This window comes from Saccharopolyspora antiqui, assembly GCF_052246905.1.
GTDB lineage: Bacteria > Actinomycetota > Actinomycetes > Mycobacteriales > Pseudonocardiaceae > Saccharopolyspora.
The window spans coordinates 16,372-34,081 of sequence record NZ_JBQQBO010000026.1; the positions used below are offsets into that span (position 1 = coordinate 16,372).

Genomic DNA, 17,710 nt, shown 5'->3' on the forward strand with positions numbered 1-17,710 from the left:
TCCGTCACGCCGTAACGGTCTCGGCCTGCACCTGTTCGTCGATCACGGCGCGGATGATGTCCTCCAGCGTGTGCCGCGGCCGGAAGTCGATCAGCTCGCGCGCGCGGGCGCAGTCCGGTACGCGCCGCTGCATGTCCTCGTAGCCCGGCCCGTACGCCTCTTCGTAGGGCACCTGGACGGTGCCGCTGGCGGATCCGGTCATCGCGAGGACCCGCGCGGCGAGGTCCTCGATGGACACCTGCTCGGTGTTGCCGAGGTTGACCGCCATGCCCTGCGCCCGGTCCAACCGCACCAGCCGGACCAGCGCGGGCACCACGTCGGCGACGTGGCAGAAGCAGCGGATCTGCTGGCCGGTGCCGAAGATCGTCAGCGGCCGACCCTGCAACGCCTGGCTGACCAGCCTCGGGATGACCATGCCGTACCGCCCGCTCTGCCGCGGTCCGACGGTGTTGAACAGCCGCACGATCACCGCTTTGAGGCCGAGTTCCCGCACGTAGGAGTAGGTCAGGCTCTCGTCGATCGCCTTGGCCTCGGCGTAGGTCCAGCGGGATTTCAGCGGCGAGCCGATGATCCGGTCGTCGCCCTCGGCGAGCCCGACCTTGGTGTTCTTGCCGTAGATCTCGCTGGTGGAGGCCACCAGCACCCGCGCGCCGTGCCGCAGCGCGGCGTCCAGCACGTTCTCGGTGCCGTGGATGTTGGTCAGCAGACCCTGCAGGGTGCGTTCCTGGATGACGAACGCGCCGACCGCGGCGGCCAGGTGGAACACCAGGTCGACGTCGGTCATCAGGTCGTCCACCAGGGAGCCGTCCAGGATGGTGCCCGGCACCAGCCGCAGGTTCGGGTCGCCGACCGGCAGGTTCGCGGTCCGCCCGGTGCTCAGATCGTCGAGCCCGATCACCTGGTGGCCATCCGCGAGCAGTCGTTCGACCAGGTGTGATCCGATGAAACCGGCTGCGCCGGTGACCAGTGCGCGCATCACGGCCTCCCCACCGGCAGGACGGCGCCACTGCGCTGCCACAGCCTCGCGTACAGGTCGTCGATCCGATCGGTGACGGCTTGGATGCCGTAGCGCGTGCGGATCGCCGGTTCGTCGGCGCGCCCTCGGGCGGCCATGATCTCGGCGGCGATCTCCGCTCGCATCCGCTCGGCGTTGCCGGGCACCTGGCGGGCTCGGTCGGTGTCGATGCCGACCAGCGCCGGGCAGGTGGTGTAGAGCACCGGGATGCCGTTGGCCATCGCCTCCAGCACCGACAGGCCGAAGGTTTCCTGTTCGGAGGAGGCGATGAACAGGTCCAACGCGGACAGCATGGCGGCGACGTCGTGCCGTACCCCGGCGAAGATCACGTGCTCGCTGACGCCGTGCGCCTGCGCCAGGGCCTCCAGCCGCGCCCGGTCCGGGCCGTCGCCGACGATCAGCAGCTTGGTCTGCTGGCCCAGCAGCGGCACCATCGAGTCGATCACCAGGTTGAACCGCTTGTTCGGGTCCAGCCGTCCGAGCACTCCGACGACGTAGGCGTCGGAGCTGATGCCGTGTTCGCGGCGTACCCGCGCCCGCTCCGCCGGGTCGAACTCGACGCGGCCGAAGTCGACGCCGTTGGGGATGACTGCGATCTTCCGGGCGGGCATGCCCCAGTTGCGCAGCCGTTCCGCGACGGTATCCGACACCGCGATCGTGGCGTTCGAGCACAGGTCGGTGCCCAGGTAGAGCGCCCGCACGCCGAGCGTCATGCGGCGGCGTTCCAGGTGCGTTTCACCGATGGAGTGCTCGGTGGAGACCACCACCTTGGTCCCGGCCAGCCGGGCGGCCAGCCGCCCGTACACGCATGCCCGGTAGAGGTGGGTGTGCACCACGTCGTACTCGCCACCGCGGATCACCTCGCGCAGCCGCAGCACCTTGCTGATCTGGGTGTTGCGGGTCATGCCGAGATCGCGCACCCGCACCCCGTCGGTGCTGATCATCCCGGCCACGTCGCCGGGGTTGTAGAGCGTCACCACGTCGGCGTCGTGCCTGGTGTGCTGCAGAATCGACCGCAGCTGCAGCTCGGCCCCGCCGACCCCCAGCCCGGTGATCACGTGCAGTACCTTCATCGTCTTCCCCCAACCCAAAGCTGCCTTTGTTGTCTGAGCCCGGTCAGCGCCGCTGCCCGGATCACGATCGCGACCGTCCGGGCCACGATCACCGCGTCCCACCACGGCGACCAGTACTCGATGTACTGGTTGTCGAACCGCACCCGGTCCGGGATGGACGTGTCGCCGTGCATGCCCTGCACCTGCGCCCATCCGGTCATGCCGCCGGGCATCCGGTGCCGGTCGGCGTAGCGCGGGATCTCCCGGCCGAAACGCACCGCGTAGTACGGCCGTTCCGGGCGCGGCCCCACCAGCGACATCTCGCCGCGCAGCACGTTGATCAGCTGCGGCAGTTCGTCCAGGTGGGTGCTGCGCAGCCAGCGCCCGAGCGGGGTGCACTGCTCGGCGGTCACCGCCCAGCAGTGCCCGAGGCCGGGGTGGACGGTGCGCAGCTTGACGACCTCGCTGGTCCGCCCGGTGCGCGTCACCCGCAGCTGGCGGAAGAACACCTCGCCCCGACTGCTCAACCCGACCGCCGCCGCCAACACCAGCAGCACCGGGCCGAGCACGGCCAACATGAGTCCACTTAGGACAAAGTCGAACGCGCGCTTGGCCAGCGCGCCCGCCCGGTGGTGCCCGAAGCGGCGCAACGGGATCAGCGGCACGCCCCAGATCTCGTCCAGGCTGGCGCGCGGCAGCGCCATGCCCAGTTCGCGCAACCGGGGCACCACGCACACATCCGCGGCCAGCGGCCGACAGGCGCGGATCGCCGTCACCAGATCCGCGTCGCTGACGCCGCCGGTGCAGATCAGCACCCGCGTGATGCCGCGCGCGGCGATGACCTCCGCGAGTTCCTCCGGTCGGTCCAGCGATCCGGTGCACCGCAACCCGAACTCCGGGTGCTCGTCGAGCACCTCGGCGATTTCCCCGGCCAGCGAACCGGATCCCACCAACAGCGTCGGCTCGCCGAGCAGGCCGCGCCGATAGGCGGCGCGCAACGCCGCGTGGAGACCGCCGCGCGCGAGGAGCAGGCCGACCAGTCCCGCGCAGCCCTGCAGGAGCAGTTCGCCACCGGAGCGCCACGGCAGCAGCACCAGCAGCGGCGCACCGCAGGCGATCGCCAGTTGCGGCAACTGGTCCGACACCCGCAAGCAGATCCGCAGCCGGTGCTGGCCCTGCGCGGCCAACACCGCGAGCACCGCCAGCGCGTACCCGGCATCCAACAGCCAAGTGGCGCCGGGGATCAGCACCGCCAGGGCGGCGATGTCGACCGCCGGAAGCCACCAGCCCGCCACCGGCCGCCGGACCCGCCGGGCATCCCGGCCGTCGGCCACCAGCGGCCACGGCGGCGCCACGGCCGGTTCGGTCACGCTCATCCGATACCCCCGGCGACGACCGGTCTCGCGGTGGTCGCCACGATCCGTTCGGTGATCATCCGCACCGCGTAGTCCGCGCCGTAGACGAACCGCATGACCGGTCCGTGGCTCGGCGCCACCAGCGGCCCGGCGAAGTACAGCCCCGGCACCGACGACTCGAAGTTCCGGCCGACGCGGGGAGTTCCGGCGATCGTGCGGATCGCCGGGCGCAGCCGGGCGGACAGCATCGGCAGTCGGCTGATATCCGGCGGATACCCGGTGGCGCTGATCACGTGGTCCGCGGTGAACTCGCGGATCTCGCCACCCACCCGAACGCCCAGCCGCACCTGGTCACCGGTGGGTTTGGCCCAGTCCAGCCGGTGCGCGACGTGCACCGGGAAGCAACCCTCCACCCGTTCCCGCAGCCACCAGCCCCCGGCCGGGCCGAGCGCGGTGCGCGCCCGGTGCACCCGGGTGGCCGTCGGCAGGTGCCGGAACAACTTCGGCTGCTCGGAGTAGAACCAGGTGGAAAGCCCCGAGCCCAGCCCGGCTTCCGGCTCGCGCATCCGTTGCAGCAGCGGACGGTCCGGGAGCAGCGGTTTGCCGTTCCAGGCCACGCTGGGCGCCCGCGCCACCAGCCGCGCGTTGGCCCCGTTCTCGTGCAGCAGCGCCGCGGTTTCCAGCGCCGACTGGCCAGCGCCCACCACGACGACGTCCTGGCCGTCGAAGCCGCTGAGATCGTCGTGCACCGAGCTGTGCGTGCACAGGTCGGTGGGCAGCTCGGCCAGCACCTCCGGAATCCGGGCGAAGTACTCGACGCCGACCGCGACCACCACCTGGCTCGCCTCGACGCGCTGCCCATCGGAGAGCGTCAGCTCGAACCGGCCGGGCAGCGGCGCGATGTCGGCGACCAGCTGCTCCTCCACCTCCAGCCCACGGCCCTGCTGGAACCACTCGCCGTAGTCCACGAAGTCCGCCAACGACACCGGCACGCCGTAGTCGGCGTAGCGGCGCCCGGTCTCCAGGCAGAAGTTGCGCAGCGTGTGCGTGCCGTCCGGATCGGACAGGTTCGAGGCGAAGCCCTGCGACTTCAGGTACATGCCGCGCGGCATGTGGGCGCGCCACAGGTTCATCGGCAGCCCGAACTGCCGGTAGGAGATGTCGGCCCGGCGCAGGTGCGCTGCCAGCGAGAGCCCGTAGGGCCCGGCGCCGACGATGGCCACGTCCACGAGATCGTTCATCGGTACTCCTCAGTGCTTTGCGGGACACCCGCACCAGTGCGGCGGCCTCGATGAGCCGGTGGAAAAGCCCGGCCCATCAGTGCTCCCCGAACCGCCGCTGCCAGCGGCGGCTGGTCAGATTGCCCAGCCCGTCGTGGCGGCCTGGGACGTACTGCGGTTCGGCCAGCTCCGAATGGCGGGTGCGGGGGCGGCGCCACGGCCGGGTCACCGCCCGGTAGACCATCCAGGTGCACATCAGCGCGAACGGCAGCAGGTCATCGCGGGCGAACCAGGCGGTCTCGTGCACACCTCGCAGCGACGCCGCCCAAGCCCGCAGCCCGAGCTCACCGCGCCGCCAGTACCGCAGCGCGGCGATCGGGTCGTAGTTCTCCACCACGAAGCGCCGCCCCACCGGCTGCTCCCCGATCGGGATCCGCTGGCCGGTCAGGTCCAAATAGGACGCGAGCGCGACGTCCATGCCCGCGCTGTCGCGGAACAACCGGAACTGGGCGCCCAGCCGCGGGTTGAAGTCCAGCAGCTTGTAGCGCTCGTCGCGGGCATCCCACCGGAAGTCCAGGTCCACGATGCCGCTGAACGCCAGCTTCTCCAGCAGCGTGGTGGCCGAGCGCAGCAACTCGTCGTTGTCCGCGCAGGTGCCCAGGCTGGTCAGCCCGGCGTGCGCCGGGTAGGAGCGCTCCTTGACACCGGTGAAGGCCGGACGGCACACCGAGTCGGAGTCGCAGTAGCCGTGGAAGAACCAGTCTTGCCGGTGCCCGCCGGGGATGTACTCCTGCAACATCAGCCCGCCGATGGCCTCGTCGCCGCAGAGCTCGTAGAGCTCGGCGAGCTCCTCGACATCGGCGACGATCGTGGTGCTGCGCACCTCGACCGCATCCGCCCGCCACGGCGCGGCGAGCTTCGCGACCAGCGGAAATCCCACCTTGGCTGCGAAATCCAGCGCCTGGTCCCACGCCCCGATCAGCGTCGCCTCGGCGCACGGCACACCCAACCGGCGGCACAGCTCGTACATCGAGTACTTCCCGGCCACCTGGCGCGGCAGATCCCCCGGCGGCTGCGGGAACTCGAACCACGATCGCAGCGGATCACCGTGCTCGGCCAGGAAGATCGCGGCGGCGTCGTCGGTCGGGATAAGCACCGAGGTTCGCCCGATCCGCTCGGCCAACTGCGCCAGTCCGAACAGGATCGCTTCGCGGTCCGCCGGATCCGGGCTCCACAGCCACCGGCCGCGCAGGTAGCGGGAATGCGCCGCCGGAGCGAGCGAATCCTCCTGCACCGCGTAAACCGGCACCCCGACCCGGCCGAGGCTGCGGATCACCCCGAGCCCGCCGTGGTGCATGACGTTCGGGTCGAGCTTGAACACCACCGCGGGGGTGGTCGTGTCGAACGGAACCATCAGCGCCATCCCTCTCACAGCACGCGCCGATGCGGCACGGCGTCGAACTGGTAGGTCGCGTCGAGCACCCGCGGGCAGTCCCGCGCCCAGCTGTAGTCGATGCCGGGGTGCACGGTGTGGATCACCGTGACGTCCCAGTCCCGACCGCGCGGCGCGAGCTCACCGGTCATCCGGGTGCCGTCGGGCAAGGCGATCTCCGGCAGCAGCGGATCGTGGTAGTGCACGTCGACACCCAGCCGCCGCAGGCCCGCCAGGATCGGCAGCGCCGGGGATTCCCGCAGGTCCTGCACGCCCGCCTTGTAGCTGACCCCGGCGACCACCACGCGGGCGCCGGAGTGGTCGATGCCCGCTTCGCCGAGCATCTCCACCACCCGCTGCACCACCCGGCCGGGCCGCTGGTCGATGGAACGCATCGCCTGCTCGATCACCGGCACGGACAGGCCCCGACCGCCGAGCTGCCACAGCAGGTAGTGCGGATCGCACGGGATGCAGTGCCCACCGACACCCGGCCCCGGGAAACTGCCCAGGAAGCCGTACGGTTTGGTCCCGGCCGCGATGGTCACCTCGATGGGATCCAGGCCCAGCACCGCGCACGCGTCGGCGATCTCGTTGGCCAGCGCCAGGTTCACGGCCCGGAAGATGTTCTCGTAGAGCTTCGTCAGCTCCGCGGCCTCCGGCGAGCTCACCAGGTACACCGAGTCGGTCATCCGCCGGATGACCGCACCGGCCCGCTCCGCGCACCGCTGGGTGACGCCCCCGACGACGCGCGGAGTTTCCCGCTGCACGTGGTCGTAGTTGCCGGGGTCGATGCGCTCCGGGCTGAACGCCACGAGCACATCGGTGCCGGCCCGCAGGCCCCGTTCACGCAGCGGCTCGACCAGCAGTTGCCGGGTGGTGCCGACGAACGTGGTCGAGGTCAGGATGATCACCTGCCCGCGACTGGCGTACGACACGACGGTCTCGCACGCGGCCCGCAGCGCCGCCAGGTCCGGCTGGTGCGCGGCGTCCACCGGAGTGGGCACGCACATGATCACCACATCAGCGCTGGCGAGCACTGACGGGTCGCTGGACAGCCGCAGGCTGCCAGCGGCCAGCGCGGCCGACATCCGGCGCCGCTCGATCTCTGGCAGGTCCACGTCGCCGGTCTCGATCGCCCGCAACCGGTCTTCGCTGATGTCGAAGCCGGTTACCTGCGCCGTTGGTGACTGCAACGCGCACGCGGTGGGCAATCCGACGTAGCCGAGCCCGACGACGACCACCGATTCGGTTCGTTCGGGTGCGTGCGGTTCGAATGCGATCAGTCGGTCGGCCAGCAGTCGCTCGCGGCCGTTGATCGCCAAGGCCAGCGGGTGTTCGGTCACGGTCCCTCCCCCAGTTCGCCGTGCTCCTGGGAAAACCGTCGCATCAAATTACCGGCCGGTACTCCCACAGCGGGGGGAGCGGGATTACCGAAACTTGAGTACCTGTCCTTGATCCTGTTCGAAGCGGCGCCAGCCGCTTGGCCCACGCACCGCCGCGGGTTCTCAGCGCCCGTCCTATGAGGATTGCTTCAGCGCTTGCTGGTCAGCTCGTGCCGCATCCGCTTGGCCAACATCCGCAGCGAGCCGTCCCGGTCACCCACGTAGGTGCGCGGCAGCGCGTGCCGCCCGGACAGCGGCGAGCGCCAGATGGCGCAGCCGTAGTCGTACCCGGCGGCCTGCACGGTGTCCACCACCCGCTGGTCGACGTCCCCGTACGGGTAGCAGAACCCGGTCACGTCCTGGCCGCTGAGCTCGCGCAACAGCTCCCGGCTCTCGGCCACTTCGGCGAGCAGCTCGCCATCGTCCAATTCGGGCATGTGCTGGTGCAGCAGCCCGTGCGAACCGATCTCCACGCCCGCCTCGGCGGCGCCGCGGATCTGCTCGGCGGTCATCAGCTGCTTGCGCGGACCGCCGGGGTCCCAGACGTTGTGCCCGCCCAGCCGTCCGGCGATCACGAAGACCGTCGCGGTGCAGCCGTAGCGCCGCAGCGTGGGCCGCACGTTGTGGACGAAGTCGGCGTAGCCGTCGTCGAAGGTCAGCCCGACCAGCCCACGACCGTCACCCGACTGGCGGGCCCGCATAAGCTCCCGCATGGACACCCCGCGCAGCCCGTTGCGGCGCAGCCAGGCCAGTTGCCGGTCGAAACGGCGCGGGTCGACGGTCACCAGGTACGGGTCCTGGCCGTAGACGGCCACCGAGTGGTACATCAACACGTACGGAAACGGGCGCGCGGTATCTTGCCACGTCCAGTTGCTCACGGTCTGCGTCATGACATCGCCGCTTTCCTAGGCAGCAGATCACGCAAACGCTATGCAACCGGCGGAGCATTCGGATCACCCCGCTGCGGTAATCGGCCTACCTCAGGGGTACGAATCTCACAACGCCCCGTACTCACCCACTCGGCGCCCGGCCACCCAGGCCTGCAGGGTCTTGGTCTGCCAGCGGGCCCGACCGGGCGGCGGCTGGAGCGGATCCTGGTCGAGGATCACGAAGTCCGCCCACTTCCCCGGTTCCAGGCTGCCCAGCACCCGTTCCTGGTGTGCGGCGAACGCGGCGTCGAGGGTGAACGAGCGCACCGCCTCCACCGGGTGCATCGCCTGCTCCGGGTACCACCCGCCGACCGGCTGCCCCTCCCGGTCGGTGCGGGTGATCGCGGCGTGCAGCCCGTCGAACGGATTTTCCGAGGACACCGGGAAGTCCGAGCCGGAGGCGATGGTGATGGCCTGGTCGAGCATGGTCCGCCACGCGTAGGCACCCGCGATGCGCCGGTGTCCGACACGCGTCTCGGCCATGTTCATGTCGTCGGTGGCGTGCACCGGCTGCATCGAGGCGATGATGCCGCTGGCCCGCAGCCGCGGAATGTCCTCCACCGCGAGGACCTGCGCGTGTTCGATGCGATGCCGCAAGTCGCCGCCGACCTCCGCGATGGCCGCCTGGTACGCGTCGAGCACCATCCGGTTCCCGGCGTCGCCGATGGCGTGCGTGGCGACCTGGAAACCGTCGCGCATCACCTGCGTGACGCGGTTGCGCAGCTCGACGGCGTCCATCTGCGGTAGTCCGGAGTTGCCCGGATCGTCGTCGTAGGGCTGCAGCATCGCCGCACCGTGGCTGCCGAGCGCACCGTCGATGTAGAGCTTCACGGTGCGCACCCGCAGCATGTCGCCTGCGAACGAGTCACCGCGCGCCTGCACACCGAGTTCGCGGTAGGCGTCGTAGCTCAGGAACGAGTTGATGCGGATGGTCAGCTCACCGGAGTTGGCCAACTGGTGCAGCACCGCGAGTTCCGCCGCGCTGGTGCCCGCGTCGCTGACCGAGGTGAGCCCGACCTCGTTGAGCTTGCGTTGCGCGGCGAGGAAGTTCTGCTTGATGTCGTCGATGGTCGGCTTCGGGAGGTGTCGTTCGACGAGGTCCTGCGCGGCATCGACGAAAGCGCCGCTGGGCGCGCCATCCGGCCCGCGCACGATCTCACCGCCCGGCGGAGTCGGGGTGTCCCGGTTGATGCCGACCTGCCGCAGCGCGGCCGAGTTCGCGACCCCGGCGTGCCCGTCGACGCGGACCAGCCACACCGGCCGGTCCGGCACTACCGCGTCCAGGTCCGCCGCGGACGGCAACCTGCCCAGCCCCCAGATCACGTCGTTCCAGCCGCGCCCCAGGATCCACGGCCGATCCGGGTGCTGCTCGGCGAAGGCCTGCAACGCCCGCATCGCCTCGGCCAGCGACTTCGTCCCGGCCAGGTTGAGCTGGGAGACGTTCGCCCCGAGCTGCCCGAAGTGCCCGTGCGCGTCGTGCAATCCGGGGATGAGCACCCGCCCCCGCCCGTCGATGCGCTCCGCGCCACCGGCGCTTCCGACGTCGAGCCCACCGACGCGACCATCGGCCTCGATCAACAGGCTGCTGAACTCCAGCGGCCCGCTGTCGGTCAGCGTGAAGCCGCGCACGTTGTCGATCAGCTTCCGCCCGGTCTGCGGACCAGCACCGGGATCACCGCTCGCGCAACCGGCGGAGACCGCTGCCCCAGCGGTGGCCAGTCCGAGGAGTTTCAGGAACTGCGCCCGGGAGATCCGGGGCTGCGGGGAACGCGGACAGCACGCCTGGCACATCGCGGACCTCCGTTGGTCGCGCTCGGTGATCAACTGCCAGGTGAAGGTAAGGCCGAAGTCATTGACCCGTCAATGAACCACCGGTGGGCAATGCGCCCACCGAGCCGCAGCGCTGCTTACGTCCAGCCGCAGTCCTGGTGAGCCTCGAATCCGGCGCGCGGCGGCTGAGCTAGGATGGTCGAACTCTGATCCGGTTCCCCAGAAACACGCCGCAGCACGAGAACCCGCTTGCGCGAAACGAGAGCGCGGCACAGGTGTCCACCCGTGCCCTTTTGGAGCCGCAACCCATGAAGATCGGACTCGGCCTACCCATCGGCGACCCCGCCGTCCTGTTGACCTGGGCCAGGCGCGCGGATGCGGGCCCGTTCAGCGCACTCGGCCTGCTGGACCGACTGGTGTTCGACAACCCGGAACCCCTGGTGGCCCTCGCGACGATCGCCGGGGCGACGCAGCGGATCCGGATCCAGACCGAAGTGCTGCTCGCACCCCTGCGCCAAACCCCGTTGCTGGCCAAGCAGAGCGCGACACTGGCCCAGCTGAGCGGAAACCGCTTCACCCTCGGCATCGGAGTCGGCGCCCGGGAAGACGACTTCCTCGCCGCCGAAGCGGATTTCCAGCACCGCGGCCGAACCCTCGACTCGCAGCTGCACCTGATGCACCGGCTTTGGGCGGGCGAACCCCGCAGCGGCGAAGTCGCCCCGATCGGTCCGGCGGTCCGCCCCGAGATCCTGTTCGGCGGCTTCGCCCCGGCCGCGATCGACCGAGTCGGCCGCTGGGGAGACGGCTTCCTGGCAGCAGGCCCGCTGCACCACGTGGAAACCACCTTCGGCCTCGCCGAAACCTCCTGGAAAACCCACGGCCGCCCGGGAAAACCCCGCCTCGTCGGCCAACTCAACGCAGCCCTCGGCCCGGACGAGGTGGCCGACGAAGCCCGAACGGAAATAACGGCCTACTACGGCAACGCCGACTTCGCCAACACCATGGTCACCACCCCAGCAGACCTCAAGGCACACCTCCAACACCTCGAATCCCTAGGCGCCGACGAAGCAATCCTCTACTGCTGGTCCCCCAACCCAGACCAGGTAGACCACATCACCGACCTCGTACCCTGACGCTCCCCAGCCAGAATGTCGTGAGCCCGAAAACCACCCCCAACCGCCTCTCACACTCACGACCCCAATCAGGTGATGAGTGAAGGGCACCTTCGACCGGCTTACTCGGTCAAAGGTGCCCTTCAGCCCGTCCCGTCACCGTGTAGGGCAACGGAGTGCGCCCCTGCTGACGGCTCTCACCGCAGCGCAACTCAGCCCCGCGCGTGCGGCTGCCTTGCGCGAAGCTCCCGTAGAGCGCGTTCCCCGTGCGTTACAAGGGTTTGCAAGCCCTGCTCGGTGAAAACGAGGTCCAGCCCGTCCAGTTGGCCACCGACTCGGAACTCCACCTCGTCGTCGAAGACGGCGTATTCCATCGAGCAGTCCTCGATCCTCACCCAGGCAGCAACTTTCAAGTCGCCCATGCCCCGACCTTTCTTCTCGAAGTAGTGCGGAATGGATTCGCGCTGAGGCGTCTGAAGCAATGTGCCGACGACGCAGACCGCGCCAGCGATCACGAAAACTATCGTGTGTGATAATTTTCATCGAATCAAGTAGACGCCACCGATCAGGGGCTTTGTTCACACGATCAGCCGAAAAGACGCACGGTAGGCTGCGCACGGCCTACCAGCTGATCATCGCAACGGCGCCAACGGAGGTTTCGGGTGACCCAAAACGTCGCGAACGTTCGGCAGCGGCGAGTTGCTCGCACGCTACGCGATTGGCGCAGAGCGAAGGGAGCCACGCAGGAGGAGGTGGCCAAGCCGCTTCGCTGGTCGGTTCCCAAACTCAGCCGCTTCGAACGAGCCGACACCATTGCGGGACCAGCCGAGATCATCGCCATCGGTACTGTCCTCGGCGTCGACGAAGCAGAACGAGACCACCTGGTCCGTCTGGCAGTGGCCTCGGTTGAATCCGGCTGGTGGAGTACCTACGGTCCTGACGCGGTTCGCGGGGACTTCGAGGACTACCTCGAAGTCGAGGCAGTGGCCACGCTCCTGCAAAGCTTCGAGATCCACCTCGTGCCAGGACTGTTGCAAACGTCCGACTACTACGAAGCCATCCTCCGAGAGGCTGTCAAAGGCTCGCGGGCAGAGCTGTTGAATGCTCGTCGCCAGTTGCGTCAGGAACGGCAAGCACGGCTGGACGTGTCCGATGCTCCACTGCGTTACCACGCGATTGTTCATGAGTCCGCGCTGCACCTACCGGTCGGCGGCCCCGACGTGATGCGGAATCAGCTTGAGCACTTGCTTTCCAGGACCGAGCTGCCGAACGTGACCCTCCAGCTCCTGCCCATCGAGGTCGGTGCGTATCCCGGGCTCGGATGCGCATACCACCTCGTCACCTCTGGGCCGGACAACGTGCAAGGCGTCTACCTGGAGAATCTGCACGACGGCCTCTACATGGAGGAAGACGCGGAGATCCAGGTGTATACGCTGGCGTATGAACGGCTGCAGGAAAAGGCACTCGCTCCGGAAGCATCGGTCCGACGGATCATGGAACTCCGGAAGCACAGGAAGTAGGGACAAGGAGCTACGGCATGGCTGTGCCAGAGTTCATCAGCGCCCACTGGCGCAAGAGCACCCACAGCAACGAAGCAAACGCCTGCGTCGAAGTTGCGTCGCTGCCAAGCACAGTCGGTGTACGTGACTCGAAGCAGCAGGGACACAGTCCTGTCCTCGCGTTCCGCCGCGAGTTATGGAGCCAGTTCGTCGGCACTCTCAGGGCCGGAAAGTTCGATCTATAGCTGTGGTCCAGGCCTCCACCAGCACTCGTCGCGTCGTCACCGCGTCCGTCGAGCATCGGTTTCGGTTTGCTCGGTCCGGTGATGGCGTGGCGCGGCTCGTTCAGTTGATCGTCGATGAGCCGCACCTCGACCACACGCTGGTCTTCGTCTGGGATCGGGAGTGTCGGCAGTCCGCCGATGGCACCGTGAACGAGTTTCCGCCCAACAGCCTTCGGGTTTTCACCGATCCCGAAGCTGGCTGGGGTGCGCTGAGTTACCACCACTGGAACGTGGACCTATCCGACTCCTACAACCCGGCCGGACCGGCAGATGCTCCTGCGCTGTTCTTCGACCCGGCAGGCGGTCTGCTGTTCCCCAAGTCGGCAGCGCTGCCGCTTGGCCAGGTTCGCGCCGCTGTCGTGGAATTCTGCCGGACCGGTGCCCGGTCTGAGTGCATCGAGTGGCAGCCCGGTCAATACTGCTGAAGCCCCGCCGCGGGGAACGCGGCGGGGCTTCAGGGGTTTTGCGTTGGTCAGATCGTCCAGGTGTCGTTGCCCGTCAGGAGGGTTTGGAGGTTGGCGGGCTTCGCCTGCTTGGCCTCGGTGACCTGGGTGCGGGCCAGGTCGTCGTAGGTGGGGCGCTGGGCAGCCCGGAAGATGCCGGTGACCGCTGGGCTGAGGTCCTGACCGCCCAGGCGGGACAGGGCGAAGGCGTAGGACGGGTCCGCTCGGGTGCTGTCGTGCACCACCACGTCTTTCTCGTCCACTTCGGACAGCTTCGAGACGCGGAGACCGCCATCCCGGTCCGACACCACGCCGTAGCGATCGTCTTCAGGCCCGAAGACGATCGGCTCGCCGTGCTTGAGCGGGATGATCCGGCGCTGCTTCTCCCCGCTGTCCTTGAGGACGTCGAAGGCACCGTCGTTGAAGATCGGGCAGTTCTGGTAGATCTCCACCAGAGCGCTGCCCCGGTGCTGCGCCGCCGCCTGCAGCGTCTCAGCCACGTTCGCGCGGTCCGAGTCGATCACCCTCGCCACGAACGACGCCTCCGCGCCCAGGGCCAGCGACACCGGGTTGAACGGGTGGTCCAGCGATCCGACCGGGGTCGACTTGGTGACCTTGCCGACCTCGCTGGTCGGCGAGTACTGACCCTTGGTCAGCCCGTAGATCCGGTTGTTGAACAGCAGGATCTTCAGGTTCACGTTGCGGCGCAGCGCGTGGATGAGGTGGTTGCCGCCGATGGACAGCGCGTCGCCGTCACCGGTCACCACCCACACCGACAGGTCCGGTCGGCTGGTGGCCAGGCCGGTGGCGATCGCCGGGGCGCGGCCGTGGATGGAGTGCATCCCGTAGGTGTTCATGTAGTACGGGAACCGGGACGAGCACCCGATGCCCGAGATGAACACGATGTTCTCCCGCTTGAGCCCCAGCGACGGCAGGAAGCTCTGCACCGCGTTGAGCACGACGTAGTCGCCGCACCCCGGGCACCAGCGGACTTCTTGGTCGGACTTGAAGTCCTTGGCCTTCTGCGGTTCGTCGGTGGTCGGCACCTCTGCCAACCCGCCGAGCACCGGCATTCCCAGCTCGGTGGCGGTCACGCGGACACCCCCTGCACAACATCGGTGAGCACGTTCTGCAGCTCCTCGGCCTGGAACGGAAGTCCGGCCACCTTCGTGTAGGACTGCACGTCGACCAGGTAGCGGGCGCGCAGCAGCATCGCCAGCTGGCCGAGGTTCATCTCCGGCACGATGACCTTGTCGTAGCTGCGCAACACCTCGCCCAGGTTGCCCGGCATCGGGTTGAGGTTGCGCAGGTGGGCCCGCGCGATCGACATGCCAGCCGCGCGCACCCGGCGGCAGGCCGCGCCGATCGGCCCGAACGACGAGCCCCAGCCGAGCACCAGCACGCGGGCCTGGCCGTCCGGGTCGTCGACGGTGAGGTCCGGTACCTGGACTCCGTCGATCTTGCGCTGGCGCAGCCGCACCATCTTGTCGTGGTTGTCCGGGTCGTAGGAGATGTTGCCCTTGCCGTCGGCCTTCTCCAGGCCACCGACGCGGTGTTCGAGGCCCGGCGTGCCCGGCACCGCCCACTCGCGGGCCAGGGTCTCCGGGTCGCGGACGTACGGCCAGAACTCCTCGGAGCCGTCCAGCGCATTGGGCTCGGTGGCGAACTGGACCCGCAGGTCGGGCAGCTGGTCGACGTCCGGGATGAGCCACGGCTCGGAACCGTTCGCGATCGCGCCGTCGGAGAGCAGTATCACGGGGGTGCGGTAGGTCAGCGCGATCCGCGCGGCCTCCAGCGCCGCGTCGAAGCAGTCCGCGGGCGAGCACGGGGCGATCACCGGCACCGGGGACTCGCCGTTGCGGCCGTACAGCGCTTGCAGCAGGTCCGCCTGCTCGGTCTTGGTGGGCAGCCCGGTGGACGGCCCGCCGCGCTGGATGTCGCACACCAGCAGCGGCAGTTCCAGCGTCACGGCCAGTCCGATGGTCTCCGACTTCAACGCCAGGCCCGGTCCGGACGTGGTGGTCACGCCCAGCGACCCGCCGAAGGAGGCCCCCAGGGCGGCACCGACCCCGGCGATCTCGTCTTCGGCCTGGAAGGTCGTGACGTCGAAGTTCTTGTGCCTGGCCAGCTCGTGCAGCACGTCCGAGGCGGGCGTGATCGGGTAGGTGCCCAGGAACACCGGCAGTCCGCTGCGCTGCCCGGCCGCGACGATGCCGTAGGCGAGCGCGGTGTTGCCGGTGATCTGCCGGTAGGTACCGGCGGGCAGCTTGGCGGGTGCGACCTCGTAGGTGACCGCGAACGACTCGGTGGTCTCGCCGTAGTTCCAGCCCGCCCGGAACGCCAGGATGTTGGCTTCGGCGATCTGCGGCTTCTTGGCGAACTTCTCGCGCAGGAACCGTTCGGTGCCCTCGGTGGGCCGGTGGTACATCCAGGACAGCAGGCCGAGCGCGAACATGTTCTTGCAGCGCTCGGCGTCCTTCTTGCCCAGCCCGGTGCCTTCGAGCGCGCCTTGGGTCAGGGTGGCCATCGCGACGTGGTGCACCGCGTAGCGCTCCAGCGCGTCGCCCTCCAGCGGGTTGCCGTCGTAGCCGACCTTGGAGAGGTTGCGCTTGGTGAACTCGTCGGTGTTGACGATCAGGATCCCGCCTGGTGGCAGGTCACCGATGTTGGCCTTCAGCGCCGCCGGGTTCATCGCCACCAGGACATCCGGCCGGTCACCCGGGGTGAGGATGTCGTAGTCGGCGAAGTGCAGCTGGAAGCTGGACACGCCGGGCAGGGTTCCGGCAGGGGCGCGGATCTCGGCCGGGAAGTTCGGCAGCGTCGCGAGGTCGTTGCCGAAGGCCGCGGCCTCTGAGGTGAATCGGTCTCCGGTCAGCTGCATCCCGTCGCCGGAGTCACCGGCGAACCGGATCACTACCCGGTTCAGCTTCCGGGTTCCGTTCGACCGGTGCCCGTTCGTCGTACTCAATCGACCCGTTCCCTTTCACCCACAGGCAACGCTCACTCTGTGGCAAACGATACAGGCACGTCTTCTATTCCGATCAGAAGTGGGTCTTGCCCCGTCGACGTGCGCACGAAGGCGCACACCGGTCGTACCGAGGCCAAGCTCGTGCCATGGATCGGGCGGGCCGTTTTACCGCGAGTTCATGTGATCTGCAACACCGATGATCTTTTCCCATGATACGGGAGGATATCCCCGGATCGGCCGATATCTGCGGCGCAGCCGAGTCCGTTTACATCACGGCCACGACCTACTCGCACAGGAGGAAACGATGCCGTTGCATCCGGACGCCGAGCCCTTTGTCGCACTGATGCGGGAGTACTTCCCCGACCTCGGGGGCGCGATCACCGACGCCGCCCAGGCCCGCGCACTGATGGCCGAAAGCGCGGTGGACCGGCCCGGCCAACCGGTGGCGAAGGTCGAGGATCGACTCATCCCCGGCCCGCCGGGCGTGCAGATCCCGGTGCGCATCTACTGGCCGAGCGTCGGCGGCGACGCGTTGCCGGTGGTCGTGTACTTCCACGGCGGCGGCTGGGTGCTCGGGGATCTGGAAAGCCACGACGGCGTGGCCCGTGCGTTGGCCAACAGCACCGAGGCGATCGTCATCGCCGTGCACTACCGGCTCGCCCCGGAGCACCGCTACCCGGCGGCGGCCGAGGACTGCGACGCCGCGACGCGCTGGGCCGCCGAACACGCTGCCGAACTCGGTGGCGACCCGACCCGCCTCGCGGTGGCCGGGGACAGCGCGGGCGGCAACCTGGCCGCGGTGACGGCGTTGCGGGCGGTCGAGCAGGGCGGCCCGCGGCTCACCTTCCAACTGCTGATCTACCCGGTCACCGACCACGACTTCAACACCGAGTCCTATCTGGACTCCGGCCCGGAATCCATGCTGACCAGGGGCCACATGATGTGGTTCTGGGACCAGTACGTGCCCGAGGTCGCCGACCGGGACCAGCCGCACGCCGCGCCGCTGCGCGCCGCGAACCTGGCCGGACTGCCCCCGGCGCATGTGCTCACCGTCGGATGCGATCCGCTGCGCACCGAGGGGCAGCGCTACGCCGAACGGCTCCAGGAGGCGGGCGTGCCCACCACCACCCAGCACTGCCCGGGGCTGTTCCACGGTTTCGTCGGGGGCGCCGATCAGATCCCGGTCGCGGCGGAGGCGATGGCCGAAGTGCACAGCGTCCTCCGCGAAGCCCTCAAACCCCGCCCCTGA

General features: G+C 68.9%; 16 protein-coding genes. 5 read left to right on the forward strand and 11 right to left on the reverse strand.

Annotated features, from left to right (window positions below; translation table 11 throughout):
• Nucleotides 1-4: 4 nt before the first annotated feature.
• From ACTWQN_RS30780 to ACTWQN_RS30815, 8 genes are all read right to left on the reverse strand, one after another.
• Nucleotides 5-976, reverse strand: coding sequence for an NAD-dependent epimerase/dehydratase family protein (locus tag ACTWQN_RS30780; RefSeq protein ID WP_443207120.1), 972 nt, complete (start codon nt 974-976; stop codon nt 5-7).
• On the reverse strand, nt 976-2,088 hold the full coding sequence (locus ACTWQN_RS30785) for a glycosyltransferase (RefSeq protein WP_443207121.1): 1,113 nt from the start codon (nt 2,086-2,088) through the stop codon (nt 976-978). Before ACTWQN_RS30785 ends, ACTWQN_RS30780 begins: the two co-directional genes overlap by 1 nt.
• Nucleotides 2,085-3,437 carry a sugar transferase gene (locus ACTWQN_RS30790; protein WP_443207122.1) on the reverse strand — a complete coding sequence of 451 codons (1,353 nt, stop codon included), beginning with the start codon at nt 3,435-3,437 and terminating at the stop codon, nt 2,085-2,087. Before ACTWQN_RS30790 ends, ACTWQN_RS30785 begins: the two co-directional genes overlap by 4 nt.
• A 2-nt stretch (nt 3,438-3,439) precedes the next feature.
• Nucleotides 3,440-4,663 carry an NAD(P)-binding domain-containing protein gene (locus ACTWQN_RS30795; protein ID WP_443207123.1) on the reverse strand — a complete coding sequence of 408 codons (1,224 nt, stop codon included), beginning with the start codon at nt 4,661-4,663 and terminating at the stop codon, nt 3,440-3,442.
• Nucleotides 4,664-4,739: 76 nt separating this feature from the next.
• A complete protein-coding gene (locus tag ACTWQN_RS30800; protein ID WP_443207124.1) occupies nt 4,740-6,056 on the reverse strand; it encodes a carboxylate--amine ligase in 1,317 nt (438 codons plus the stop codon).
• A 14-nt stretch (nt 6,057-6,070) separates the two neighbouring features.
• Nucleotides 6,071-7,417: a nucleotide sugar dehydrogenase gene (locus ACTWQN_RS30805; protein WP_443207125.1), complete on the reverse strand. Its 1,347-nt coding sequence runs from the start codon at nt 7,415-7,417 to the stop codon at nt 6,071-6,073.
• Between the two features lie 188 nt (nt 7,418-7,605).
• Nucleotides 7,606-8,346, reverse strand: coding sequence for a polysaccharide deacetylase family protein (locus ACTWQN_RS30810; RefSeq protein ID WP_443207126.1), 741 nt, complete (start codon nt 8,344-8,346; stop codon nt 7,606-7,608).
• Nucleotides 8,347-8,451: 105 nt separating this feature from the next.
• Nucleotides 8,452-10,176 (reverse strand): amidohydrolase, encoded by a 1,725-nt coding sequence (locus ACTWQN_RS30815; protein WP_443207127.1) that lies wholly within the window; start codon nt 10,174-10,176, stop codon nt 8,452-8,454.
• Between the two features lie 287 nt (nt 10,177-10,463).
• Here ACTWQN_RS30815 and ACTWQN_RS30820 point away from each other — a divergent pair, with 287 nt between their 5' ends.
• Nucleotides 10,464-11,288, forward strand: coding sequence for an LLM class flavin-dependent oxidoreductase (locus ACTWQN_RS30820; protein WP_443207128.1), 825 nt, complete (start codon nt 10,464-10,466; stop codon nt 11,286-11,288).
• A 191-nt stretch (nt 11,289-11,479) separates the two neighbouring features.
• On the opposite strand, the gene ACTWQN_RS30825 is transcribed toward ACTWQN_RS30820, so the two are convergent.
• A complete protein-coding gene (locus tag ACTWQN_RS30825) occupies nt 11,480-11,782 on the reverse strand; it encodes a hypothetical protein (RefSeq protein WP_443207129.1) in 303 nt (100 codons plus the stop codon).
• 147 nt (nt 11,783-11,929) lie between these two features.
• Here ACTWQN_RS30825 and ACTWQN_RS30830 point away from each other — a divergent pair, with 147 nt between their 5' ends.
• The 3 genes from ACTWQN_RS30830 (at nt 11,930) to ACTWQN_RS30840 (ending at nt 13,475) form a co-directional block, all read left to right on the forward strand.
• Nucleotides 11,930-12,787: a helix-turn-helix domain-containing protein gene (locus ACTWQN_RS30830; protein WP_443207130.1), complete on the forward strand. Its 858-nt coding sequence runs from the start codon at nt 11,930-11,932 to the stop codon at nt 12,785-12,787.
• Nucleotides 12,788-12,804: 17 nt separating this feature from the next.
• Nucleotides 12,805-13,011: a DUF397 domain-containing protein gene (locus ACTWQN_RS30835; protein ID WP_443207131.1), complete on the forward strand. Its 207-nt coding sequence runs from the start codon at nt 12,805-12,807 to the stop codon at nt 13,009-13,011.
• A gap of 86 nt (nt 13,012-13,097) precedes the next feature.
• Nucleotides 13,098-13,475, forward strand: coding sequence for an Imm1 family immunity protein (locus ACTWQN_RS30840; RefSeq protein WP_443207132.1), 378 nt, complete (start codon nt 13,098-13,100; stop codon nt 13,473-13,475).
• Between the two features lie 47 nt (nt 13,476-13,522).
• Here ACTWQN_RS30840 and ACTWQN_RS30845 read toward each other — a convergent pair whose 3' ends face one another.
• On the reverse strand, nt 13,523-14,587 hold the full coding sequence (locus ACTWQN_RS30845; protein ID WP_443207133.1) for a 2-oxoacid:ferredoxin oxidoreductase subunit beta: 1,065 nt from the start codon (nt 14,585-14,587) through the stop codon (nt 13,523-13,525).
• Nucleotides 14,584-16,461, reverse strand: a complete 1,878-nt coding sequence (locus tag ACTWQN_RS30850; protein ID WP_443207134.1) for a 2-oxoacid:acceptor oxidoreductase subunit alpha — start codon at nt 16,459-16,461, stop codon at nt 14,584-14,586. Before ACTWQN_RS30850 ends, ACTWQN_RS30845 begins: the two co-directional genes overlap by 4 nt.
• Nucleotides 16,462-16,765: 304 nt before the next feature.
• Here ACTWQN_RS30850 and lipP1 point away from each other — a divergent pair, with 304 nt between their 5' ends.
• Entirely contained in the window at nt 16,766-17,710 is a 945-nt protein-coding gene (lipP1, locus tag ACTWQN_RS30855) for a LipP1 family hormone-sensitive lipase (protein ID WP_443207135.1), read from the forward strand.